23 protein-coding genes are annotated in these 22,160 nt (G+C 73.6%); 12 read left to right on the top strand and 11 right to left on the bottom strand.

The features are described from left to right. Window positions 1-25: 25 nt before the first annotated feature. Both ACFPCY_RS30345 and ACFPCY_RS30340 read left to right on the top strand, forming a co-directional pair. Window positions 26-1,150 (top strand): serine hydrolase domain-containing protein, encoded by a 1,125-nt coding sequence (locus tag ACFPCY_RS30345; RefSeq protein ID WP_378260768.1) that lies wholly within the window; start codon window positions 26-28, stop codon window positions 1,148-1,150. Window positions 1,151-1,164: 14 nt separating this feature from the next. Continuing rightward, the gene (locus ACFPCY_RS30340; protein ID WP_378260766.1) at window positions 1,165-2,643 is read left to right on the top strand and encodes an alpha/beta hydrolase; all 1,479 of its coding nucleotides are present in this window, start codon (window positions 1,165-1,167) and stop codon (window positions 2,641-2,643) included. On the opposite strand, the gene ACFPCY_RS30335 is transcribed toward ACFPCY_RS30340, so the two are convergent. Beyond that, complete coding sequence (locus ACFPCY_RS30335; RefSeq protein WP_378260764.1) at window positions 2,599-3,204, bottom strand: hypothetical protein; 606 nt, start codon at window positions 3,202-3,204, stop codon at window positions 2,599-2,601. The two genes, ACFPCY_RS30340 and ACFPCY_RS30335, sit on opposite strands and share 45 nt — an antisense overlap. A gap of 133 nt (window positions 3,205-3,337) precedes the next feature. Between ACFPCY_RS30335 and ACFPCY_RS30330 the strand changes: the two genes are divergently transcribed. The 5 genes from ACFPCY_RS30330 (at window position 3,338) to ACFPCY_RS30310 (ending at window position 6,845) form a co-directional block, all read left to right on the top strand. Next, window positions 3,338-4,267 (top strand): ADP-ribosylglycohydrolase family protein, encoded by a 930-nt coding sequence (locus ACFPCY_RS30330; protein WP_378260762.1) that lies wholly within the window; start codon window positions 3,338-3,340, stop codon window positions 4,265-4,267. A gap of 75 nt (window positions 4,268-4,342) precedes the next feature. After that, complete coding sequence (locus ACFPCY_RS30325) at window positions 4,343-4,777, top strand: hypothetical protein (protein WP_378260760.1); 435 nt, start codon at window positions 4,343-4,345, stop codon at window positions 4,775-4,777. Beyond that, complete coding sequence (locus tag ACFPCY_RS30320) at window positions 4,747-5,211, top strand: MFS transporter (RefSeq protein WP_378260758.1); 465 nt, start codon at window positions 4,747-4,749, stop codon at window positions 5,209-5,211. Before ACFPCY_RS30325 ends, ACFPCY_RS30320 begins: the two co-directional genes overlap by 31 nt. A gap of 97 nt (window positions 5,212-5,308) precedes the next feature. Beyond that, complete coding sequence (locus ACFPCY_RS30315; RefSeq protein WP_378260756.1) at window positions 5,309-6,046, top strand: GAF and ANTAR domain-containing protein; 738 nt, start codon at window positions 5,309-5,311, stop codon at window positions 6,044-6,046. Between the two features lie 61 nt (window positions 6,047-6,107). Beyond that, window positions 6,108-6,845, top strand: coding sequence for a GAF and ANTAR domain-containing protein (locus tag ACFPCY_RS30310; RefSeq protein ID WP_378260754.1), 738 nt, complete (start codon window positions 6,108-6,110; stop codon window positions 6,843-6,845). 923 nt (window positions 6,846-7,768) lie between these two features. Here ACFPCY_RS30310 and ACFPCY_RS30305 read toward each other — a convergent pair. Continuing rightward, entirely contained in the window at window positions 7,769-8,563 is a 795-nt protein-coding gene (locus ACFPCY_RS30305; RefSeq protein ID WP_378260752.1) for an MBL fold metallo-hydrolase, read from the bottom strand. 128 nt (window positions 8,564-8,691) lie between these two features. Between ACFPCY_RS30305 and ACFPCY_RS30300 the strand changes: the two genes are divergently transcribed. From ACFPCY_RS30300 to ACFPCY_RS30290, 3 genes are all read left to right on the top strand, one after another. Further along, a complete protein-coding gene (locus ACFPCY_RS30300) occupies window positions 8,692-9,057 on the top strand; it encodes a YciI family protein (protein ID WP_378260750.1) in 366 nt (121 codons plus the stop codon). Between the two features lie 3 nt (window positions 9,058-9,060). Then, window positions 9,061-10,572 (top strand): RNA polymerase sigma factor, encoded by a 1,512-nt coding sequence (locus ACFPCY_RS30295; RefSeq protein ID WP_378260748.1) that lies wholly within the window; start codon window positions 9,061-9,063, stop codon window positions 10,570-10,572. 78 nt (window positions 10,573-10,650) lie between these two features. Further along, window positions 10,651-11,349, top strand: coding sequence for a YceI family protein (locus tag ACFPCY_RS30290; protein ID WP_378260746.1), 699 nt, complete (start codon window positions 10,651-10,653; stop codon window positions 11,347-11,349). Between the two features lie 198 nt (window positions 11,350-11,547). On the opposite strand, the gene ACFPCY_RS30285 is transcribed toward ACFPCY_RS30290, so the two are convergent. Both ACFPCY_RS30285 and ACFPCY_RS30280 read right to left on the bottom strand, forming a co-directional pair. Next, the gene (locus ACFPCY_RS30285) at window positions 11,548-13,062 is read right to left on the bottom strand and encodes a CehA/McbA family metallohydrolase (RefSeq protein ID WP_378260744.1); all 1,515 of its coding nucleotides are present in this window, start codon (window positions 13,060-13,062) and stop codon (window positions 11,548-11,550) included. 117 nt (window positions 13,063-13,179) lie between these two features. Continuing rightward, complete coding sequence (locus tag ACFPCY_RS30280) at window positions 13,180-14,070, bottom strand: LysR family transcriptional regulator (RefSeq protein WP_378260742.1); 891 nt, start codon at window positions 14,068-14,070, stop codon at window positions 13,180-13,182. Window positions 14,071-14,162: 92 nt separating this feature from the next. On the opposite strand from ACFPCY_RS30280, the gene ACFPCY_RS30275 reads away from it, so the two are divergent. After that, window positions 14,163-14,558, top strand: coding sequence for a DoxX family protein (locus tag ACFPCY_RS30275; RefSeq protein WP_378260740.1), 396 nt, complete (start codon window positions 14,163-14,165; stop codon window positions 14,556-14,558). A gap of 17 nt (window positions 14,559-14,575) precedes the next feature. On the opposite strand, the gene ACFPCY_RS30270 is transcribed toward ACFPCY_RS30275, so the two are convergent. Then, entirely contained in the window at window positions 14,576-15,268 is a 693-nt protein-coding gene (locus tag ACFPCY_RS30270) for a TetR/AcrR family transcriptional regulator (protein WP_378260738.1), read from the bottom strand. A gap of 140 nt (window positions 15,269-15,408) precedes the next feature. Here ACFPCY_RS30270 and ACFPCY_RS30265 point away from each other — a divergent pair, with 140 nt between their 5' ends. Continuing rightward, entirely contained in the window at window positions 15,409-15,843 is a 435-nt protein-coding gene (locus ACFPCY_RS30265; protein WP_378260736.1) for a hypothetical protein, read from the top strand. Between the two features lie 111 nt (window positions 15,844-15,954). Here ACFPCY_RS30265 and ACFPCY_RS30260 read toward each other — a convergent pair whose 3' ends face one another. From ACFPCY_RS30260 to ACFPCY_RS30235, 6 genes are all read right to left on the bottom strand, one after another. Then, window positions 15,955-16,452: a hypothetical protein gene (locus tag ACFPCY_RS30260; RefSeq protein WP_378260734.1), complete on the bottom strand. Its 498-nt coding sequence runs from the start codon at window positions 16,450-16,452 to the stop codon at window positions 15,955-15,957. A 68-nt stretch (window positions 16,453-16,520) separates the two neighbouring features. After that, on the bottom strand, window positions 16,521-17,426 hold the full coding sequence (locus ACFPCY_RS30255) for an NAD-dependent epimerase/dehydratase family protein (RefSeq protein WP_378260732.1): 906 nt from the start codon (window positions 17,424-17,426) through the stop codon (window positions 16,521-16,523). 132 nt (window positions 17,427-17,558) lie between these two features. Then, entirely contained in the window at window positions 17,559-18,308 is a 750-nt protein-coding gene (locus ACFPCY_RS30250; RefSeq protein ID WP_378260730.1) for a S1 family peptidase, read from the bottom strand. 17 nt (window positions 18,309-18,325) lie between these two features. Further along, the gene (locus tag ACFPCY_RS30245) at window positions 18,326-19,273 is read right to left on the bottom strand and encodes a DMT family transporter (protein WP_378260728.1); all 948 of its coding nucleotides are present in this window, start codon (window positions 19,271-19,273) and stop codon (window positions 18,326-18,328) included. 214 nt (window positions 19,274-19,487) lie between these two features. Next, window positions 19,488-20,255, bottom strand: coding sequence for an SDR family NAD(P)-dependent oxidoreductase (locus ACFPCY_RS30240; RefSeq protein WP_378260726.1), 768 nt, complete (start codon window positions 20,253-20,255; stop codon window positions 19,488-19,490). Window positions 20,256-20,292: 37 nt separating this feature from the next. After that, window positions 20,293-21,765, bottom strand: coding sequence for a flavin-containing monooxygenase (locus ACFPCY_RS30235; RefSeq protein ID WP_378260724.1), 1,473 nt, complete (start codon window positions 21,763-21,765; stop codon window positions 20,293-20,295). Window positions 21,766-22,160 lie beyond the last annotated feature (395 nt).

Raw genomic sequence — 22,160 nt, 5'->3', positions numbered from 1 at the left:
CCCTTTCATGAGGTTCCCCTCTTTCATGAGGTTCCCCTCTTTCGTCACCTGTGGACTGGCCGCCCTCGCCGTCCTCGCGCCCCTCCCGGCGCGTGCCGCCCCCGCCGGCGGATGCGCGACCGACCACGCGGCGGTCCGGAAGGCGCTGGATGTGCTCACTTCGTCCGGGGAGACGCCCGGCGTGACCGTTCGCGTGGACGATCCGCGCTGCGGTGCGTGGTCCGCCGCGTCCGGACGGGCCGACCTGCGCACCGGACGGCCCATGGCGACCGGCGAGCGCGCCCGCATCGGCAGCATCACCAAGTCGTTCACCGCGACCGTCGTCCTCCAGCTCGCCGCCGAGCACCGCCTGTCGCTGGACGACACCGTCGACCATTGGCTGCCCGGCGTGGTCCGGACACCGCGCTACGACGGGCGCCGCATCACGATCCGCGCGCTGCTCCGGCACACCAGCGGACTGCCCGACCACACCGACGCCATCCCCGACGACGGGTCGGCCCGGTGGCGGCACTACGAGCCCGCCGAACTGGTCGCGATGGCCCTGAAGATGGACCCGCCGGACCGGCCGTGGCACTACTCGTCCACCAACTACGTCCTCGCCGGGATGATCGTCCGGAAGGTGACCGGCCGGAGCGTCGAGGCGGAGAGCACCCGGCGGATCCTGCGTCCGCTCGGGATGCGCGACACCTACTGGCCGGGCGACGAGACGTCCATCCGCGGCCCCCACCCGCGCGGCTACGTGCACCGCGACGGCCGCTGGACCGACTACACCGACCAGGACGCCAGCTACGGCGGCGTCGCGGGCGCGCTGATCTCCACGACCCGGGACGTGAACCGCTTCTACGGCGCGCTGCTCGGCGGACGCCTGCTGCCGCCGCGCCTGCTCGCCGAGATGCGCGCGACCGTGCCCGCCGACCCCGAACGCATCTGGCCCGGCGCGCGCTACGGCCTCGGCCTCATCCAGACGCCGCTGCGGTGCGGCGGCACCTGGACGGGCCACGCGGGCGGCACCCCCGGCTTCGCCGCCGTCGGCGCGGTCGGCCCCGGCGGGCGCGCCGCGGCCGTCTCCCTCAACGCCGACCCCGACACCCTCCAGGCCCAGGACCACATGCTCGACGTCGTGCAGGCCGCCCTGTGCGAACACCGCTGACAAGGAGAACCGACTTGCGCATCCTCATGGCCCTCGGGCTGTCCGTGGCCGCGCTCGCCCCGGCCGTCCCCGCCGCGGCGGCGGCCCCCTCGGACCCGCTCGCGCGCTTCCACCACCAGAAGCTCCACTGGGACGTCTGCCACATGAAGGAGCTGGACGACGCGGGCGCGCAGTGCGCCGACGTGACCGTCCCGCTCGACTACGCGCGCCCGGACGGGAAGACGATCACCGTCGCGATCTCCCGCCTCAGGGCGACGGGCAAGCGCCTCGGCACCATGGTCATCAACGGCGGCGGCCCCGGCCCGGCGATCGACATGCCGCCCTACATCCGCGCGATCACCCCGAAGGCCGGCCCGCGCTTCGACCTCGTCGGCATGGACCCGCGCGGCCTCGGCCGCAGCACGCCGGTCGACTGCGGCTGGCCCAGCGGCACGTGGATCCGCTCGGCCGGCGGCGACCGGCGGGGGTTCGACGCGTCGGTGTCCTTCGCCCGCACCCTCGCCGAACGCTGCCTCGCCAAGTACGGCTCGTACCTGCCGTACATCTCGACCCGCAACATCGCCCGCGACATGGACGTCGTCCGCGCGGCCCTCGGCGAGCGGAAGATCTCCTACAACGGCGCGTCCTACGGCACCTACCTGGGCGCTGTCTACGCCGCGCTGTTCCCCGGACGGCTCGACCGGGCCGTCCTGGACAGCAACGTCGACCCGGACCGCTGGTCCCCGCGCCTGATCCACGGCGCCGAGGAGGCCAACGAGCGGGCCCTCGCCCACTGGGCCGACTGGGCGGCCCGCCGCGACGGCACCTACCACCTGGGCCGCACCCGCGCGGCGGTGCTCGCGACCGTCCACCGGATCATCGCCCGCGCCGGCCGCGCGCCGCTCCCGGTCGGCCCCTACGAGGTGGACGACTCGACCGTCCCGACCGTCCTGTTCAACCTCCTCTCGGACGACCGCGACCGGCCCCGCGCCGACCTCGCGACCACCGTCGCCGCCCTGGACCGCGCCGCGCACGGCGCCCACGTCCCCGCGACCGGCGTCCTCGGCGAGGCCCTGGAGTTCCTCCTCACCGGCAAGGAGTCGGTCTACGGCAGCGGCCAGGCCGCGATCATCTGCGGCGACGCGTCCGCGCCCCGGAACCCGGAGACGTACTGGCGCGACGTCCAGAAGGAACGCCGCGTCCACCCGACCTTCGGCGCCATCGGCGCGAACATCGGCCCCTGCGCGTTCTGGCCGTCCCCCCGCGAACCCCGCACCAAGGTGAACCTGACCCTCCCGAGCCTCCTGATCGGCGCGACCGGCGACCCCCGTACCGTCTACGCGGGCAGCCTGGCCCTGCACCGCGACCTGAAGGGCTCCCGCCTGGTCACCCTGAAGGGCGCCGACGTCCACGCCCCCTACCAGGCCGCCTACGGCAACGCCTGCCTGACCGCCAAGGTCGACGACTACCTACTCACCGCCCGCCTCCCCGCCACCGACACCACCTGCACCTGACCCCGCGGACGGGCGGTCGCCGCCCCGGACCGAGGTGAGCATGATCACCACGGCTCCGGCGGCGCCGACCGCCCACCCGAGCCCGAACAGCACGCCGAGCCCGCTCCCCGCCCCGGCCGCCATCACCAGCCCGCCGAGCCCGACCACGACGCACGCGGCACGCGAGATCCCGCCGCGCTTCCACGCGTCCCCCCAGAACCCGCCGGCCTTCCGCCCGCGCCAGAAGATCAGCACGAGCTGCGCGACCATGCCGAGCGCGACCAGTCCGGAGAACGGCTCGAAGCGCGGATGCAGCGGCGGTATCGAGAAGTGCGGTGGCCGCCGCACGAGCTGGACGATCGCCTTCACGACGATCAGCGGCCCGAGGACCGCGAAGACCGTCCCCACGATGCGGGCCGTGCGCTGCGTCCGCTCTTCCGGTTCCGGCGGGACGAACCGCCACGGCGGAACCCGCTTCAGCCACGCGCCGCTCTCCCGCGACTCCCGCACGAACCGGTCCCGGAACCCCCGGAAGTTCGTCGCGACCAGAATCCCCAACGTCGCGGCGAAAACCCCTGCCACCAGCAGAAATAACCCAGACCCCGCGTCCTGCTGAGTCCCGTCCGCCAGCACCGCCATGTCCGCCACCCCAAAAGAGCGCCGATGTGAGGAGAAGATCGTAAATCCGCCCTCCGTCCGCCCCTAACCTGCCCCGGTGGATAGGACGAGAAGAGCAGTCGGCGCCATCACAGGCTCAGCATTCGGCGATGCACTAGGCGCCCCTTACGAGTTCGGGCCGCCGGGGGCGTTCTCGCGGCGCTTCCCCAGCGGCCCGGGTGAGCTGCGCAGCGGCGGCGGCTGGGACGCCGGGGAGGCGACGGACGACACCCAGATGGCCGTCCTGGTCGCCGAGTCGCTCCTGGAACGCGGCGGCCTCGACCTGCCCGACATGTTCGCCCGCTTCCGGCGCTGGGCCGAGGCCGACCCCAAGGACATCGGGTTGCAGACCGAGGCCGTCCTGACCAGCGGCCACGAGTGGGATCTCGCTGCGGCGCTGCACTTCCAGACGAATATGTACGCGGCCGGGAACGGTGGTTTGATGCGCGCGGCGCCGTCGGCGGTCTACTTCGCGGCGCGGGGGCGCGAGGCGACGATGGACGCCGGCCGTCGCATCACCGCGTTGACGCATGGGGACGGCGCGGCCTGGGAGGGGACGGCGATCCTGCACGAGCTGATCCGCGTCGCGCTCGAGGGGCACGACCCGCTGGACGCCCTTCCCGCCACGCTTACGCAGGTCGGGGAGCGGCATCGGGAGAGGTATGCGCGGGTGCTCGATCCGGCGTGGCATCCGGACGAGGCGACCGAGACCAATGGCGCGGTGTGGGCGTGCCTGGGATCGGCGGTCTGGGCCGTCCGGAACGCGTCGGGGCTGACCGGGGCGTTGCGGGCGGCGATCGATCTGGGCGGGGACACCGACACGGTCGCGGCGGTCGCTGGAGGGCTCGCGGGAGCGGTCTTCGGGCTCGACGACGTGCCCGATTCGTGGCGTGAGGCGTTGCATGTGCCGCTACCGGGTTTCGGACGGGTGCTGAGGTTCGAGGAGATGTGCGAGATGGCCGAGGCATTGGTGCGGGCGGGCGGATAAGGCCGGTCTGTTCGGGTAAGGCCGGTCTGTTCGGGCGTATCGGGTGGGGCGTGAGCGCTGAAGGCGATCGGCGAGGTGGACGACGTCGAGGGCGTGTCCTGCTACGACGAGTCGGTCGCTCCCGTCGCCGCGCACGTGGTGCGCCGGCTCGGCGGGGGAGGACGGGGAGGGCGGGCCGCTGGAGGTGGCCCGGCGCGGACCCGGACCGCGCGGATCGCGCGGATCGCGCGGACCGGCATGACCGTCCTCGATCCGCCCCGGCTGCTGACGCGGCCCGTGCTCGTCCTCGCGGCCGGGGTGGCCGTCAACCGGATGGGATCGTTCGTCCAGGTCCTCCTGGTCGTCTTCCTCACCTCGGCTGGCCACCCGGCGGGCCGCGCCGGGCTCGCGCTGACCGCGTACGGCGCCGGGGCCGTGGCCGGGTGCTGCTCGGGCGGCGCGGCGACCGACCGGTTCCGCCCGCGGCCCGCGATCATCGGGTGGGCCTGTACGGGACGCTCGTCGCGGTGAACGGCCTGATCGTGATCGCCGCCGAGATCCCGGTCACCCGGTTCGTCCAGCACTGGCCGCGCCGGGCCGCGATCCCGGCGGCCATCGCGCTCATCGCGGCCGGGATCGCCGGGTTCGGGCTGCCCGGCACCGGCGCGCTCGCCACGGCCACCTGTGTCTGGACGGCCGGGGAGATGATCGCCGCGCCTTCCGTGGCCGCGTATCCCACCCTCGTTTCCGGGGAGGAGGACCGCGGGCGGTACGGGGCGGTGGCGTCCGGCGCGCAGGGCCTCGGCTATGCGGTCGGCCCGGCGCTCGGCATCGCGGTCTGGACGTGGGACGCCGGATCCTCCTGGTTCGGGTGCCTGAGCCTCGGCACGGCCGCGGCCGTCCTGGCGCGGTGGGGTGTTCGGCGGAAGCGGGTTTCCGCACCGCCACGGGGCGGCGCTGCTTGACCACGGAAGGGGAGCGCTGGAGCATGGGACCGGCGCGGGGCCGCGTCAGGGCCGGGGCGGTTCGTGTCCGTCCTCCGGAAGAACGGATTCGGAGACAGTGCTGGGTGAGCGAGCGGCCCGCCTTCGAGCACTGGTCGCCGAGCGCGCGACGATCCTTGGCGTGCCGGTCTCGGTGGCGGTGGTGTGCGAGACGTGTTCGATGACCGTCGGCGTGGACGGCACGCAGGTGTCGCTCTGGGACGAGGACGGCCGTAGCACGCCGCTCTGCTCGGTGGGCCCCCTCAGCGACCGGCTGGAGGAGCTGCGGTTCACCACCGGGGAGGGACCGGCGGTCGAGACGCTGCGCACCGGCGGCCCGGTCCTGGTGGCCGACCTCGCCGAGGAGCGGCACGCCGCCCGCTGGCCGGTGTTCGTCCCCGCCGCGCTGCAGCTCGGCGCGCGCGCCGTGTTCAGCCTGCCGCTCCAGGTGGGCGCGGCGCGGGTGGGCGTCCTGGAACTGACCCGGCACCGTCCGGGACCGCTGGAACGCGAGGCGCTCGCCGACGCCCTGTCGTTCGCCAGCCTCGTGCTGCGGATGCTGCTGGACGGCCAGGCGGGACTCGACCCGGACGGCGGCACGGCCGACGACCTGTTCTCGCCGCGGCGGGCCGAGGTGCACCAGGCGACCGGCATGGTCGCGGTGCACCTCAACGTGGACGTGACCGAGGCCCTGGCCAGGATGCGCGGCTACGCCTTCGCGCACGACGAGCCGCTCAGCCGGGTGGCGGCCCGCATCATCTCCGGCGACCTACGTCTTGAAACCGATGACAAGGGCAAGGGACCACATGACGCCTGAATCCGAACGGGACCCGGACGCGAGACCCGTGGGTCCCGTGCAGGGGAAGGGGGAGAGAGCGATGAGCCGGGAGGAGCTGCTGGCCCAGACCTTCGTCGAGCTCGCCGACACGCTGACCGCCGACTTCGACGTCATCGCGTTCCTCGACAACCTGGCCCGGCGCGTCGTCGAGCTGCTGGACGTGTCCGCCGTGGGCCTGATGCTGACCGACCACGAGGGCCGGCTGCACGTGACGGCGGCGTCCGACGAGCACGCCCGCCTGGTCGACCTGTTCCAGCTGCAGAACGAGGAGGGCCCGTGCCTGGACTCGTTCCGCACCGGACGGGCCGTCATCTCGCTGAACCTGGAAGCCGACCTCGACCGGTGGCCGCGCGCGGGACGGGCGGCGGTGGACAACGGCTTCCACGCCGTCGCGGCCCTGCCGCTGCGCCTCCGTGACCAGGTCATCGGCGCGATGAACCTGCTCAGCGCCGCGACCGGACGCCCCGACGCGCGCGAGATCGCCATCGGCCAGGCCTTCGCGGACGTCGCGACCATCGGCATCCTGCACCAGCGCGCGCTCCAGGAGCAGCACCTGCTCGCCGAGCAGCTCCAGACCGCCCTGAACAGCCGCATCATCATCGAGCAGGCCAAGGGCGTGCTCGCGGCCCTCCGGGGAGTGGACATGGAGGAGGCGTTCGCGCTGCTGCGCGAGCGCGCCCGCAGCGGCAACCGCCGCCTCGCGGACGTCGCCGCCGCCGTCGTCCGCGCCGCCCCCGACGTCGCCGACCTGCTGGCACCCGAGCAGGAGACCCGCTAGCGGCGGTCCCGAAGGCGGGAGACCCACTAACGGCGATCCGGAAAGCGGGGCACCCGCTAGCGGCGGTCCTGAACGCGAGAGGCCGACTAGAGGCGGTCCTGAAGGCGGGAGATCCGCGGCGGCGGTCCCGAGACCGGGGCACCCGCCGGTGCCGGCGCTGATGCCGTAGCGGCGACCCGCCGGCGGCCGTCCGATAGCGGGAGACCCAATAGGGCCCAATCGGCCGTCCGCACCCTTGGCGGCCGAGCCGCGCGGGCATAGGCTCCGAATGCCGGTCGGCATTTTCTCGCTCCCGACCGGGAGAGGCGGAGTCCCCGCCGCTGCCCAGGACCCCGGCAGCCCTACCAGTTCGGAGAGCCGTTGGTCCCTTGGGTATGCGGCGTTCGCTCCTGATGCCCACCCGGGTACGGCACCACGCGCGCGCCGACCGTCCGGACTTCCGAGATGTCGCGGCCCCACGGGCCGTGGCCGGGGTCGCCGCAGGGTGCCCCCTCCCCAACATGGACTGCCGGCCCCAACCCGCCCCGGGGACGGCAGCCACCCTGCGGCGCCCCACCCGGCGCGCCCCCGACCGCCGCCCCTCCGCCCGCAACAGCCGCCGGACCGCCCGCCACACGAAACCGAACCGCCGCCCGGGCGAGACACCGCATCGTGCGCCCGCGGCGCGACGCCGGACCGTGCGCCCGCGGCGCGACATCGGACCGTGAGCCAGCGACGCAACATCGGACCGTGCGCCCGCGGCGCGACACTGAACCGTGGGCCTGCGACGCGAGACCGGACCGTGGGCCTGCGGCGTGACGCCGGACCGTGCGTTTGCGGCGTGAAACGCGACACGTGAGCCGTCCGCCTGCGGTGTGACGCCTTAGTCGTGGGCCTGCGCCGCCCGTTCGGGCGTGACAGCTGAGCCGTGCGCTGGGGTTGGCTCAGCTTTGCGGGCGGCCGGCGGGCGTCCGGATCGCGTGGACGGAGCGGGGAGCGGCGTGGTCGACGGGCCCGTCGTACCGGGACGCGGTGCGGGCCGTGGCCTCGGCCGGGGTGAGGAACGGCCCCACGTGCGTGACGAGCAGGCGCCGGACGTTCGCGGCCCGCGCGGTGTCGCCCGCGTCCTCCGGAGTGCAGTGGACGCGCTCGTCCGCCGGTAGCGGCTCGGCGCTGTCGGCCTCGCAGACCAGCAGGTCCGAGCCGTCCGCCAGCTCGGTGAGCGCGGCGCAGGGACCGGTGTCGCCGGAGTAGGCGAGCGCGCCGCCCGCGGCCTCGGCGCGCAGCGCGAAGGCCGGGAGGCCGTGCGCCACCTCGCGGCTGGTCAGGGTGAGGCCGCCGACGCGGACGCTGTGCCCGTCGTGCAGTTCCTCGACCGCGAAGGCCGACTCGACGGGGCTGCGGCGGGCCGAGTTGGTGAGGAAGTGCGCCAGCCGGTCGGCGGTCCCGGGCGGCCCGAACAGTGGGATCGGCGCGCTCAGCCGGACGTCGGCGTAGAGCGCGCCGTAGTACGCCGTCAGGAGGTCGGCCGTGTGGTCGGCGTGCAGGTGCGAGATCCAGATCGCGTCCAGGCCGTCCAACTGGACGTGCCGGCGGAGTTCGGCGAGCGTGCCGGTGCCGGCGTCCACCCACACCCGGGTGTCCCCGGCCGTCAGCAGATAGCCGGAACAGGGGTTTTCGGGCTCCGGATACGGCGTCGCGGAGCCGAGGACGGTGAGAGTGAGCGCGTCGCCGGTCATCCGCGCAGGGTAGCCGGAAAAATCTCGGCGGGTGGTGTCCGTTTCCGCGCTCCCCGTCCGTGGACAGGGCGTGCGGTGGACGGCGCGCCGCACGATCACGCTTCGGACGACATGAGGGGAACACCACGATGAAGTACATGATGCTGATCTACGCGGGCTCGGTCGGCGCGGACGGCGTGCCCGAGGACGTCTCCGGCGAGGGACCGGGCTTCGAGGAGTGGCGGCGCTACGACCGGCAGGTCCGGGACGCGGGGATCCTCGTCGCCGGGGAGTCGCTGGCCGACCTGGTCACCGCCACGACCGTCCGGGTGGACGGCGCGGGCGAGCGGACCGTCACCGACGGGCCGTTCGCCGAGTCCCGCGAGGTGCTGGGCGGTTTCTACGTGATCGACGTCCCGGACCTGGACGCCGCGCTCGACTGGGCGGCCCGCTGCCCCGGCGCGCGCGGTGACGGCGCGGTCGTCGTGCGCCCGGTCGCCGATTTCGGGAGCTGACCCATGCCCATCGGCCCCCCTCACGACGACAGGACCGAAAACGGCGGCGCGGCAACCGGCTCCGGCGCCGACTCCGGAACCAGAGCGGGCGCCAGCGCCGGAACCGGTGCTGGAACCGGTGCGGAGATCGGCTCGGACGAGGTCCGGATCGAGGACGTGTTCCGGGAGGAGCACGGGCGGCTGCTCGCCGCGCTCGCCCGCCGCTTCGGCGATCTCGACCTGGCCGAGGAGGCCGCCGCCGACGCGCTGGAGGCGGCCGTCGCCCGCTGGCCGGTGGACGGCGTCCCGCCGAATCCCGGCGGCTGGCTGATGACGACGGCGCGGCGGCGGGCGGTGGACCGGTTGCGCCGCGACCGGGCGCTCGCCGTCCGGCTGGCGATCCTCCGGGTCGAGGCGGACCGCGCCGAACCGCCGCCCGATCCGTCCGAGGCGGCGGACGCGGCGGACGCGGCGGGCGGCGAGGCCGGTCTCCCGGACGAGCGCCTGCTGCTGTTCTTCACCTGCGCGCACCCCGCCCTCTCCGCCGCGGACCGCGTGGCGCTCACGCTGCGGTTCCTCGGCGGCCTCAGCACCCCCGAGGTGGCGCGCGCGTTCCTGGTCCCGGTCGAGACGATGGCGAAGCGGCTCACCCGGGCCAAGCGGAAGATCGTCCAGGCGCGCATCCCGTTCCGCGTCCCCGGCGCGGACGAGCTGCCCGAGCGGCTGCCCGCCGTCCTCCAGGCCGTCTACTCGATCTTCACCGAGGGCTACGCGGCCAGCTCGGGCCCGCGGTTGCAGCGGACCGACCTGGCCGAGGAGGCGATCCGCCTGGGCCGCATCCTGCACCACCTCCTGCCCACGTCCCCGAGACCGACCCCGACCCCGACTCCGACCCCGAGCGCCACCTCGGCCCCGGCCTCCGCCCCGACCACCACCACGAACGGACACGCGAACGGAAAGGAGGAACGGGAGACGGCCGGGCTGCTCGCGCTGATGCTGCTCGTGCACGCCCGCCGCGCGACCCGCCTCGGCCCGGACGGCGGCCTCGCCCTGCTGGACGACCAGGACCGCGCCCGCTGGGACCGCGACATGATCGAGGAGGGCCGGGCCCTGACCGTGACGGCCCTCACCGGCGGTCCGCCCGGCCCGTACGGGGTGCAGGCGGCCATCGCGGCCCTGCACGCCGAGGCCCCGGACGTGGCGGGCACCGACTGGCCGCAGATCGTCGCGCTGTACGACGTGCTGCTCGCGCTCGCGCCGTCCCCGGTCGTGGCGCTGAACCGGGCCGTCGCGGTCGCGATGCGGGACGGTCCGGAAGCCGGGCTCGTCCTGCTCGACGACCTCCGGGACGAGCCGGGCCTCCGCGCGTACCACCCCTACCTGGTGGCGCGGGCCGACCTGCTGGAGCGGACCGGCCGCCTGCCCGAGGCCGGGGCCGCCTACCGCGCCGCGCTGGAACTGGCCGGAACCGAGCCCGAGCGGGTCCGGCTGCGCCGCCGCGTCGCCGGGATCGAGGCCCGTCTTAACGAATCATGAGAAAACACGGAGTCCGGAACGCCGGATACGGTCGCCCGCGTTGTTGTTCAAGGTTGAACTGCCAGCGAGGAGCGAAGGATGCGCCGTATCACCCGGCACTGGAAGAAATGGCTGGTCGCAGCGGTCGCCGCCGCCGTCGTCCTGGCCGTGGGCGGCCCGTACGTCTACATCAACCTGATCGAGGACGAGCCGCCGTCCGCGCTCTCCCTGGACGAGCAGACCCGCGAGACGGGCACGGCGGCCGGCGTCGCCGACCTGAACGGCACGTGGAAGGTCGCGGCGGGCTCGCAGGCCGGCTACCGGGTGGGCGAGAACCTCTTCGGCCAGCGCACCACGGCCGTCGGACGCACCCGGAAGGTCACCGGGGAGGCCGTGATCAGCGGCACGAGGGTGACGGCCGGGACGTGGACGGTGGACCTCGCGTCCGTCGCCAGCGACCAGAGCCGCCGCGACGAGCGCTTCCGCGGCGACATCATGAACACGGCGCAGTATCCGGACGCGACGTTCAAGCTGACCGCCCCGATCGACCTCGGGACGGCGCCCCCGGCGGTCGGGGCGAAGATCACCGCCAGGGCGACCGGGAACCTGACCGTCCACGGTACGACCCGCGGCGTCACGTTCGACGTCGCGGCGCAGCGCACGGCGGCCGGCTTCCAGGTGACCGGTCAGATCCCGGTCACGTTCTCCGACTTCGGCGTGACCGCGCCGAACTTCGGCGCCATCCAGGTGGACAAGAACGGCCAGGTCGAGTTCCTGCTCACCTTCGCCAAACCCTGAGCCCCCGCAAGCCGAGCCACTGAAATCCAGCCATTGAAGTGGGGTCCCTGAAACCGGGCCCATGAAGGCCGGGCTCCTTAGGCCGAATCGCCGAATCGCCGAATCGCTGAAACCGGGCCCTCCGAAGCACGTCGCCTCGGAGGGCCCGGCAAGGACAGCCGCTGAGCGGCCTCGGTGAGGTTCTCGACTCCGGGTCGCTTAGCGGGCGTCGATCCAGATGGGGTTGGTCAGCGCGGCCATCGGGCCGGGCGTCCCGTCGGCGGCGGCCGCGTGCCGGACCTCCGCGCGGACGTACGTCGCGTACGACGGCGTGGTCTGCCACTCGAACGCGCCCTTGCCGGAGTCGGGCAGGGCGGCGGTGAACAGCGGCCCCTGGTCGGTCAGGAACCGGACGGTGCACCCGGAGCCGACCCCGGACACCTCCAGCCGCGCGGTCACCGGCCGGTCCCGGCGTGCCGCGAGCCGCTCGCCGATGCCCGCCCTGCGTCCGTCGCCGGAGACCGCGAAGTCCAGCTCGACCTTGGACGACTCGGCGATCCAGCTCCGTCCGGCGCGCAGCCCGGCGAGGATCGCGGGCCGGGACAGGTCGTCGGCGAGGACGACCGTCTGCGGCAGCCCGACGACCTGCGGCTCGCGGTGCGCGTCGCTGTTGCCCATCGCGGGCAGCCAGCGTCCGCGCCCGCGCGCGGCGGCGACGAGCTGGTTGTCCCAGTCGCCGATCGACATCTCGTCGTCGGGGGAGTAGGTCGAGTTCCACACCTCCATGGCGTCCGCCTGGTCGTAGCCGTACTTCCAGAACGAGCCGATGGACGTGCCGTGCGGGTGGGCCGGGACGACGATCCCGCCCGCCTGCCGGATCCGGTGCGCGAACCGCTCCCACTCGCCGTCCCGCGCGCGGTAGCGCCAGTCGATGAACGTGCCCGGCTCGACGCCGATCGCGAGGACGTGCCCGTTGCGGGTGGTGACCTCCTCGCCGGGCAGGATCAGCAGGTCGTCGCCCCACAGCCCGGCCCACGCGCCGTGCGCGGACGAGGTGTTGTGCTCGGTCGTGGTGATGAAGTCCAGCCCCGCGGCGCGCGCGGCGGCGGCGACCTCGGCCGGGGTCCGCTTGCCGTCCGAGTGGACGGTGTGCAGGTGGCAGTCGCCGCGGTACCAGGCGCGACCGCGTCCCTTGGCCCGCGCCGCCGGGTACGCCGGACGCGGCGTCGAGCCCGCCTTGCCGTACCGCAGGGTGATCGTCACGCTGTAGTCCAGGCCCTGCGGCGCGACCGTGTACGGGCCGAGGACGATGTGCCACGTCCCGGCGTTGACCGGTCCCGCGAGGTAGCCGGGCGTCGCCTGCTCGGCGCTGATCGCGAACTCGGTGCGCGCGCCGCCGGACCAGCCGCGGAAGCCGCCTCCGCCGAGCTGCGTCCCGCGCTCGTCGAAGATCCCGATGTCGCACGCGTTGCCCTGCGTCCCGGACGGCACGGACGGCCGGTCGTAGGTGTAGGAGACCGCGATCTCCCGCACGCCGCGCGGCACCTTGACCGGCAGGTACACGTAGTCGGCCGCGCCGGTCGGCAGGTGGCCGCTGACCGTCCTGGTCACCTCGCCACCGCCGCCGGGGGACGTCCCGGGCGGCGTGTCCGCGTGCGCGAACGTGACGGGGTCGAGCGTGAGCACCCCCGCTCCCGCGATCACCGAGAGCCTGAGAACGTCGCGCCGTCGCATGCGTGCCTCCAACCGGATCGGGAACCGCCGGTCAGCGTCGTCCTCCCTGGTTACGGGCGCGCGACACGTTCGCGATCACCCGATGGCGACGAGGCGAAGCCGTCCCGGCCGGGCGGGTCAGAACACCGTGGCGAGGCAGCAGCGCACGAAGTCGCGGACGACCGGGTCGCCGTCCCGGTGCGGCGGCCACGCGACGCCGACCCGGCTGGGGGAGACGCCGGTGAGCTTCCGGTACGCGATCCCCGGACGCGCGTAGAAGCGGGACGCGGACTCCGGCGCGAGCGCGATCCCGTAGCCGTTCGCGATCGCGTTCTGCCACTCTTCGGGCTGCGCGGTGACCGCGCCGATGCGGGGCGCCCGGCCGTCGCGCTCGCCGGTGGCGAGCCAGTAGTCGCGCCACTCGCCGGTCTCCGGGGGAGCGGCGACGAACGGCTCGTCCCACAGCTCCTCGAACGCGATCACGTCCCGCGCCGCGAGCGGATGCGTGGCCGCGAGCGCGACGCAGCGCGGTTCGGCGAACAGCTCGCGGACGCACCAGGCGTCCGCGCCGGGGAACGGCAGGCGGACGAGCGCGGCGTCCACCTCACCGGACGCCAGGCCCGCGCTCGGGTCGCTCCAGGGAGCCTGGAAGGTGTCGACGCGCCAGCCGGGCCGCCGCCCGGCGAACTCCGCGACGATCCGCTGCGTGGCCTCGTTCGCGCCGCTCGCCACGAACCCCACGCGCAGCACCCGGCCGGACCGCCGCGCCTCGGCCCTGGTCTCGCGCATCACCCGGTCCCAGGCGGCGAGCAGCGCGGGGACGCGGTCGGCGAGCGCCCGTCCCGCCCCGGTGAGCGCCATCCCCGAGTGCGACCGGACGAACAGCGGCACGCCGAGGACGTCCTCCAGCCGCCTCATCCGCTTGGTCAGCGCGGGCTGCGACACCCGCGTCAGCTCGGCGGCGGCCGTCAGGTTGCCCTCCTCGGCGACCGCGGCGAACTGCCGGAGCAACCGCGAGTCGAAGTCCATTCCTCCAGGTTATGGACGCGGGCATTGGACGATCCGGCGGCCCCCGGAGAACGCTGGTGCCCGGTTCGCCGTCCGGCTCAGGGAGGGAAGACATGTTCGCCGGCTATGTCGCCGTGACCGTCGTCGCGATCGCGGCCAACCTCGCGGTCGCCGCCGCCGACTTCGCGCGGGCGGGGTTCGTCCTGGCCAACGCCGCCGAGGTGCGGATGCCGCCGCGCCTGCTGCCGGTCGTGGCCGTCCTCAAGGCCGCCAGTGCCGTGGGGCTGCTGATCGGTCTGCTGGGCGCGCGGTGGCCGGGCGGGGGACTCGGCGAGCTCGGGCGGGAGGCACGATGGCTCGGCGTCGCCGCGGCACTCGGGCTCACGCTGTTCTTCGCCTGCGCGCTCGGCGCGCACGTCCGCGCCCGCGTGTTCCACAACATCGCCTTCCCCGGCGCGTACTTCGGTGTGGCGGTCGCCGCGCTGGTCCTGGGCGCCGCCCAACTCTGAAGGGCCTGCGTCCCGCGTTACCGGCCGGTAGGGGGTTCGCTGCTGGCCGATGCCCGCAGGTCCAGGCTGGCGGGGATGGCGCGGAAGGCGTCGTGGAGGCGCTGGACGAGCAGGTCGCGACCCCCGCGGGCGTCGTCGCGGACCCAGTCGCGGGCGGCGACGCTCCAGGCCGTGGTGGTGAGCTCGGCGAGGACCTGGAGGCGCAGGTCGCCGTCGTCGAGGCCGAGCTCGCCGGCCAGGCAGGCGACGACCTGGCGTTCGACGCCGGTGCGGTGGTGGTCCACGTAGGCCAGCAGGGCCGGTGTGGCGAGGATCAGCTTGCGGGTGGCCACGTAGCGGCGGTCCCAGTCGGGGTCCAGGGCCACCGCGGCGTCGGTGAGGGCGTCGCGGAGCCCGTCGAGGACCACGCCGTCCGGGCGGCGCTCTTCGAGGGTGGCGGTGTAGGCCGTCCACACCTCGGCCTCGGCTTCGACGGCGACGGCCTCCTTGGCGGGGAAGGCGCGGAAGAAGGTGCTCTTGGACACCTCCGCCTCCTCGACCAGCCGTTCCAGCGTCGTCGCCTCGAAGCCGTGGGCGGTGAACAGGCGCAGCGCGGTCTCGGCCAGGGTGCGGCGCGTGCGCAGCCGCTTGCGCTCGCGCAGCGGCAGGGCGCGTTCGTCGGCCGCCGCGGCCGAGCCGCCGTGGGCGGGAGCCTCCCGGGTGTTCGCCATGGACGGATCGTAGCCCAAAACGAGTCCGAGCACCTAAAGGGAACGAGTCTCGTCCGGTACTTGTCTTCAAACGAGACTGAGTGCCATGATTTGGGTCGTCGGCAGGACGCCGCACCCCCCGATCCGCAAGGAGCCGTCCCATGTCCTCCACCGCGTCCCTGAACCCCAAGATCGTCGGCCAGGCCGAGAACGCGCACGAGGCCGTCCTGGCCCGGGCTCTGGCCACGACCGGCGTCACCAAGCAGCAGTGGATCGCGCTCACGCTGGCCGCCACCGCCGGGGAGCCGCAGGGCGCCGGCACGCTGGCCGGACGCCTCGCCGGCGCCCTGCGCAGCGCCGACCCCGCGGTCGTGCCCCGGATCCTGGACGACCTGGTCACCGCCGGGATGCTGGCCGCCGATCACTCCGTCACCCCGGCCGGGCAGGAGCTGTTCGCCCGGGTCCGGGCCGAGACCGGGCAGGTCATCGCCCGCGCCTACGCCGACATCCCCGCCGACGACCTGCGGACGGCCGCCCGCGTCCTCCAACTGGTCACGGACCGCCTCGACCGGGATGCCGCCCGCGCCGGGGCCTGACCCCGCTCCGCCGATCTCCCCCTACCACCGGACACAAGGACCGATCATGGGCGGCCCGGCACCCCGGACGCGTCCGCGGTGTGGCCTTCGTCGAGACGATCGCCAAGGCGATCACCGCCTGGGCGGCTCGCCACCGCCTTCGACGGCCGGTCCAAGCCCGGCGGAGCCGGCAGGGATGGCGTGGGCGGCGGGGGTGGCGGTGAAGTGCAGCGTCAGGTCCTCGGGCTCGCTCGCGGACGCGGCGTCGCGCGGGACGGACGTCGAGATCTCGTAGACGACCTCGTGGTCGTCGCCGTCGCCCCGGCCGGTCCAGCGGCCGAACGGGCGGTCGCGGCGGGCCAGGTCGAGCAGCGATCCGCTGAAGACGGGGAACGGCATCAGGTCGCCCGCCTGCTCGAACACCCCGACGTGGACGGTCCTGGAGGCGGGCGCCGGGTCCGCGCACTCGACGCGCAGGGCGACCACGGCGTCCCGGTCGTCCCGGTAGCGGACGACCACGGTGTCCATCCGGTGCTCGCCGGGCGCGAGCGCGTCCAAGTGGAGGCTCGTGGCGGCCTCCGCGTCGCCGGTCAGCGACAGCACCGGGACGGACGTGGACTGGACGGTCATGAGGCGGCTCCTCCGGCACTCTCTCTTTAGTCTTGCTAACAAAAACGAGAGGCCGGATATTCCGCGCGCTACCGGCTCCGGAGGGCCTCCCAGGCGCTCCCGATCACCTCGGCCAGGCTGGAACGCTCCGGCTCCCAGCCCAGGTCACGGCGTATCGCGGCGGCGTCGCACAGCAGCAGCGGAGGTTCCGGCGACGGCGGCCGGTGAACGACCGGGACGTCCCGTCCGGTGACCTGCTCGACAGCGCTGATCACCTCCGCGACCGACGCGCCCACGCCCGATCCCACGTTGTAGGTGCGGTGCGTCCCCGGCGTCCCGGCGGACAGGGCCAGCTCGTACGCGCGCGCGAGGTCGTCCACGTGCAGGTACTCCCGGACGGCCGCACCGTCGCCGTTCACTTCCAGATGCGGCGCCTGCCCCGCGGCCACGGCAAGCGCGCGCGGGATCAACCGTGTCGGGTCGGGGTCGCCGCGTCCGTCCACCGAACCGGACACGTTGAACGTCCGCAGAACCACCGCGCCGATGCGTCCGGTAGCCGCCTGGTACCGGACGACCTCCTCGGCCGCCAGTTTGGACGTCCCGTAAGGACTGGACGGCGCGGGCGGCTGCGATTCGGGAATCGGCTGCTTCTCGGGCGTCCCGTAGACGGCCGCCGTCGAGCCGAACACGACCGTAGGCGAACCCGTCAGCGCGTCCAGCAGATGTACCGTGCCCTGCACGTTCGCCGTGAAGAACCGCAGCGGCTCGGTGAACGACTCGCGCACGCGCGTGAGCGCGGCCAGATGACACACCGCGTCGTACGTCTCGTCCAGGACGAGCGGCGCGAGCAGATCCCCGACTACCGGACGCACGCCCGGTGGCAGCGTCCTGTCGGGCGCGCGCACGAGCCCGTCCACCTCGTGACCGGCCGCGACCAGCCGCCGCCCAACCGCGTACCCGACGTAACCCGCCGCCCCCGTGACCAGCACCCGCATTCGCCCAGCATGACGGCCGAACCGGCACCCGGCAACGCCACCCGGACCCGGCGTGTCCCCCGGCCTTCCCAGCGGCCTCCTCGGCGGTCTCCCCGGCGGCCTGTCCGGCGCGGCGGGTCGCGCAGGCGGGAATCAGACGCGGGCGTAGACGCCCGGATAGCCGGGACGCGCGCACCCGTACGCCCACGAGGTCAGCGCGACGATGCGACCGTTCACCAGAAGCGGCCCGCCGCTGTCGAACTGGCACGTGTCGGCCTTGGGCGAGCCCGCGCACAGCATGTCGGACGCGTCGTAAGACGCGCCGTACGCCGCCGCGCACGCCGCGTCCCCACGCAACGGCACCGTCGCCGCGTGCAGGCGCGTGTTGAACCAGTCCGTTTCCGACGTGGTGCCCCAGCCGACGACTTCCCCCTCGCGCGCGTCACCCGGACGTCCCGTCGCGACGGTCGGCCGGTTCACGCCCCGCTTCAGCGTCAGGACGGCGAGGTCGTGATGCTCGACGTCCTCGGTCTTGAACTTCGTCTCGTGGTAGCGCGGATCGACCCACACGCTCTTCACGTCGACCGTCTCACCGCCCTTGTCGCGCAGGTCGCTCCGTCCGAACGTGACCTTCAGGACGCCGGGGAGGCCCCTCACGGCCGAGACGCAGTGCGCGGCGGTCAGCATCTTGTCGGGCGCCGTAAGCGCGGCGCCGCAGAACTGCCCGGCGGGACGGACGAAGAAGAACGGCGAGCCGACGGCCCCCAGCCACGGGTACCGCTCGGCGGGCACCGCGCGCCCGTGCACGACCGCCGAGGCGGACGCGGCGGGCAGGAGAGCGGAGGCGGACGCGGCGGCAGCGGCGATGAGAGCGGCACGGCGCCAGAGGGAAGGGAGTGCCATGGAGTGAATGTAGGCAATCACTGGAGTTGGCGCACGGCCCGGCGACCGTCCGGACGGCCGCCGGAGTCCCGCCGCTCGTGCCGCGGGAAGTTCAGCAGCGCCGCCAGCCCGAGCACGAAACCGGTCGTGCGCAGCGCGAACGGCCCGGGATCGGACGGCCAGCCCTCGTGGAAGAGCACCGTGCTCGCCAGCACCAGGTAGCTGCGGCCGATGACGGTCAGCACGGTCGCGATGATCGCCAGCCGGCAGCGTTGCAGCGCCACCTGCAACTGCCCGAGCGCCAGCGCCGCGAGCCCGAGCGTCAGGTACGGGTACGGCGAGTTCAGGACGGCGGCGACGTCGTGCCCCGAGGCGTCGAAGACCAGCGCCATGCCCCGGATGCCCGCCTCGGCGAGCCCCGCGCACGCGCCCGCGCCGATCCCGTACGCGACGCCGGCCAGCCGCCGCGCGTGCCGTCCGCCCGAGCGCCGGTCCCCGACCAGCCAGACCAGCCCGGCGACCACGACCGCCGGGAGCGTCACCGCGAGCATCGGCCACGGGTCCGCCAGGGTGTGCCGCCAGCCCCGGTCGGCCGTCGCCGCCGATCCCTCCCCGGCGGACAGCCCGACCAGCACCGTCGCGACGACGAACAGCGCCACGCTCGTCCACTCGCGGGGGCTCATCCGCTCGCCGAGTACCCACACCGCGTAGATCACCAGCAGCACGAGGCTGACCGCGAACACCGGCTGGACGACCGCGAGCGGCAGCGCCTCGAACGCCACCACCTCGCCCGCCAGCCCGGCGAACAGCAGCAGCCCGCCGCCGAACCACACCGGGTCGGTCAGCATCGTCCAGGCGACGTGGAACGGACGGCTGCCCCGCAGGGGCGGCATCCGCCCGGCTGCCGTCCGGAACACGACGAAAGCGACGTAATACGTGCTCGTCGCGAGCAGGGCGAGGGCTGCGTAGCCGAGATCGTGGCCCATCGAGGGGACCTTTCGGGGCAGGACTGCGGGGAGTTTTGGGGAGACACCATTCCGTGTCACCCGGTTCCGTGACAATCCCCTCACGCGAATTCCGGCGACGGATGCGTCATCCACCGCCGCGTCTCGCGCGTCCTACCCCTTCACCCCTGAGCGTCCGACGTCTTCAGCCCGCCCGCCGCCGCGCGCCGAGCCCGGCGCTTCGGATTTCCGAGGGTCAGTCCCACTTGCGGCCGGAGCGCGAGAACCGTCCGACGAGCGACGGCGGGATCACCCGGCTCAGCCCCACGATCGCCTTGTACTGGACGCCCGGGACGCTCACCTCGACCCCGCGCCGCAGGTCGCGCAGGCCCTCGTCCACGACCCGGTCCTGCTCCAGCCACATGAAGCCGGGGATGCCCGAGACGTCCATCCCGGCGCGCTCGTGGAACTCGGTGTGCACGAACCCCGGGCACAGCGCCATGACCCGCACCCGCTCCGCGCCCGGCCGGCCCGCGATCTCCGCCGCCGCCCCCTGCGAGAACGACACGACCCACGCCTTGGACGCGCCGTAGGTGCCGCGCGTCGCGAACGCCGCGACCGACGCCACGTTGACCACCCCGCCGCGCCCGCGCTCCAGCATGGACGGCAGCGCCGCGTACGTCAGCCGCAGCACCGCCTCGCAGTGCACCTTCAGCATCTTCAGCTCGTCGGCCACCGGCGCGTCGAGGAACGCGCCCCGGTTGCCGAACCCGGCGTTGTTGACCAGCAGGTCCACGCCTTGACGCAGCCGCTCCTCGGCCTTGCCGATCCCCTCGTCGGTGGCGAGGTCGGCGGGCAGCGTCCCGGCGTGGACGCCGTACCTGTCGCGCAGTTCGCCCGCGTACGCGTCGAGCCGCCCGGCGTCCCGCGCGAGCAGCACCAGGTCGAATCCGTCGGAGGCCAGGCGGCGGGCGAACGCGGCGCCCAGACCCGCGGTGGCACCAGTGATCAGAGCAGTCGGCATGACGTCGAGCCTAGGCGGTCGGGTATCCCGCGTCCCGTCACGCGGCCGCGGTGTTGCGCCCCCTCAAGAAATCGCGGGGATCGGGACGGCGCGTCGCCCGGCGATACGCGAAAGTGAAGCCCGGCCAGTTGTTGACGATCCGTCCGTCTTCCGTCATGTACCAGCTCTGGCAGCCGCTGTTCCAGACGGTCGCGCGCAGCAGCTCCTGCATGCGGGCGTCGAACGCGTCCTGGACGTCCGGACGCACCTCGATCCAGTCGAGCCCCGCGCGCCGCATCGCCGCGACGCACCCCACCACGTACCGGAACTGCGACTCCAGCATGTAGATGATCGAGTTGTGCCCGAGGTTGGTGTACGGCCCGTAGAGCAGGAACAGGTTCGGGAAGCCGCTGACGGTGATGCCCAGATGCGCCGAGGGGCCGCCGTCGCGCCACACCTTGTCGAGCTCGCGGCCGTCCCGCCCGACGATCCGCATGGGCGCGAGGAACTCGGTGGACGCGAAGCCCGTCGCGTACACGATGGCGTCGAGCTCGCGCTCCGTCCCGTCCGCCGTGACCACACCGGACGCCGTGACGCGCTCGATCGGCTCCGTCACCAGCTCGACGTGCTCCTCGCCGAACGCGGGGTAGTAGTCGTCGGACAGCAGGATCCGCTTGCACCCCATCGGGTAGTCCGGACGCAGCCGTTCCACCAGTTCCGCGTCCGCGACCTGCTCTTCCAGCCGCTTCCGGAACCGCCACGCCATCGCGCCCATCAGCTTCGGATACTTCACGAAGCCGAGCGCCCGCGACTCGTACTGCGCGTAGATCCGCGCCCGGCTCGCGGCGTACACGCCCGGCACCGTCCGCAGCAGCGCCCTCTCCCACGCCCGGTACGGACGGTCCGGCTTGGGGATCACGTACGGCGCCGACCGCTGGAACACGTGCAACCGCGCCGCCGTCCTCGCCAGCTCCGGGACGATCTGGATCGCGCTCGCCCCCGTCCCGATCACCGCGACGCGTTTCCCGGCCAGGTCGGCGCCGTGCTCCCAGCGCGACGAGTGGAACGCCGTGCCCTGGAACCCGTCCCGTCCCTCGATCTCCGGCAAAACGGGCCGGTTCAGCTGCCCGCACGCCGAGACCAGCACGCGCGCGGCGATCTCCCCCTTGGACGTGCCGACCCGCCACAGGCTCTCGGCCTCGTCCCACTCCGCGCCCGTCACCTCGGTGCCGAACCGGATGCGGGGGAGCACCTCGTACTTGCGCGCGCAGTGCCACAGGTAGTCGAGGATCTCCTCCTGCGGCGGGAACCTGCGGCTCCAGTCCGTCTTCCGCTCGAACGAGAACGAGTAGAGATGGGACGGCACGTCGCAGGCCGCGCCCGGATAGGTGTTGTCGCGCCACGTCCCGCCGAGCCCGCCGGCCTTCTCCAGCACCACCAGGTCGCGGACCCCGGCCCGAAGCAGCCGGATCGCCATCCCGATCCCGCCGAACCCGCTGCCAATGATCACCACGTCGTGCGGAGCGCTCATGCCGCCACCCGAATCTCGTTCAGTCCGGTCGTCCTCGAGCGTAGTGAGCAACCGGGACGCTGACCAGGCGCCCGGACCCGCCACGCGGCGGCGGCGCCGAGTTGCGGGCACCGCTCCCGTCGGGTAACGTTCTTCCTCGCGCCTGGAGGGATGCGGGACGCCGCCATGAGCGGTGGACGGCCCGGTGTGCGCCACCATCAACGATCTTGCGGATTCGGTTCCGTCGTGTTCGCGTGTCCTGATGGCATCGGAAAGGGTCCGATTTTGTGAATCGGATCGGATCTGGTGAAATAGAAGGGCCGCAGGGAACGGCCGCGAAAGCGGACGGGAACTGCGGAATCGGAATCGGCCGGAAATTGACAAGCCGGGCGGGACTGATAAAGTAAGCGAGTCGC

Source organism: Actinomadura gamaensis, from assembly GCF_042652125.1.
Classification (GTDB): domain Bacteria; phylum Actinomycetota; class Actinomycetes; order Streptosporangiales; family Streptosporangiaceae; genus Spirillospora; species Spirillospora gamaensis.
The sequence above is the reverse complement of the archived record's forward strand: the minus strand, read 5'-3'. Positions and strand labels throughout refer to the sequence as shown.

Coding starts and splice junctions, on each gene's coding strand:
- ACFPCY_RS30260 (WP_378260734.1), bottom strand. CDS start 16,452: ATGACCGTCCAGTCCACGTCCGTCCCGGTGCTGTCGCTGACCGGCGAC.
- ACFPCY_RS30290 (WP_378260746.1), top strand. CDS start 10,651: ATGCGCCGTATCACCCGGCACTGGAAGAAATGGCTGGTCGCAGCGGTC.
- ACFPCY_RS30280 (WP_378260742.1), bottom strand. CDS start 14,070: ATGGACTTCGACTCGCGGTTGCTCCGGCAGTTCGCCGCGGTCGCCGAG.
- ACFPCY_RS30285 (WP_378260744.1), bottom strand. CDS start 13,062: ATGCGACGGCGCGACGTTCTCAGGCTCTCGGTGATCGCGGGAGCGGGG.
- ACFPCY_RS30270 (WP_378260738.1), bottom strand. CDS start 15,268: ATGGCGAACACCCGGGAGGCTCCCGCCCACGGCGGCTCGGCCGCGGCG.
- ACFPCY_RS30275 (WP_378260740.1), top strand. CDS start 14,163: ATGTTCGCCGGCTATGTCGCCGTGACCGTCGTCGCGATCGCGGCCAAC.
- ACFPCY_RS30310 (WP_378260754.1), top strand. CDS start 6,108: ATGAGCCGGGAGGAGCTGCTGGCCCAGACCTTCGTCGAGCTCGCCGAC.
- ACFPCY_RS30265 (WP_378260736.1), top strand. CDS start 15,409: ATGTCCTCCACCGCGTCCCTGAACCCCAAGATCGTCGGCCAGGCCGAG.
- ACFPCY_RS30305 (WP_378260752.1), bottom strand. CDS start 8,563: ATGACCGGCGACGCGCTCACTCTCACCGTCCTCGGCTCCGCGACGCCG.
- ACFPCY_RS30235 (WP_378260724.1), bottom strand. CDS start 21,765: ATGAGCGCTCCGCACGACGTGGTGATCATTGGCAGCGGGTTCGGCGGG.
- ACFPCY_RS30345 (WP_378260768.1), top strand. CDS start 26: ATGAGGTTCCCCTCTTTCGTCACCTGTGGACTGGCCGCCCTCGCCGTC.
- ACFPCY_RS30245 (WP_378260728.1), bottom strand. CDS start 19,273: ATGGGCCACGATCTCGGCTACGCAGCCCTCGCCCTGCTCGCGACGAGC.
- ACFPCY_RS30295 (WP_378260748.1), top strand. CDS start 9,061: ATGCCCATCGGCCCCCCTCACGACGACAGGACCGAAAACGGCGGCGCG.
- ACFPCY_RS30300 (WP_378260750.1), top strand. CDS start 8,692: ATGAAGTACATGATGCTGATCTACGCGGGCTCGGTCGGCGCGGACGGC.
- ACFPCY_RS30250 (WP_378260730.1), bottom strand. CDS start 18,308: ATGGCACTCCCTTCCCTCTGGCGCCGTGCCGCTCTCATCGCCGCTGCC.
- ACFPCY_RS30255 (WP_378260732.1), bottom strand. CDS start 17,426: ATGCGGGTGCTGGTCACGGGGGCGGCGGGTTACGTCGGGTACGCGGTT.
- ACFPCY_RS30240 (WP_378260726.1), bottom strand. CDS start 20,255: ATGCCGACTGCTCTGATCACTGGTGCCACCGCGGGTCTGGGCGCCGCG.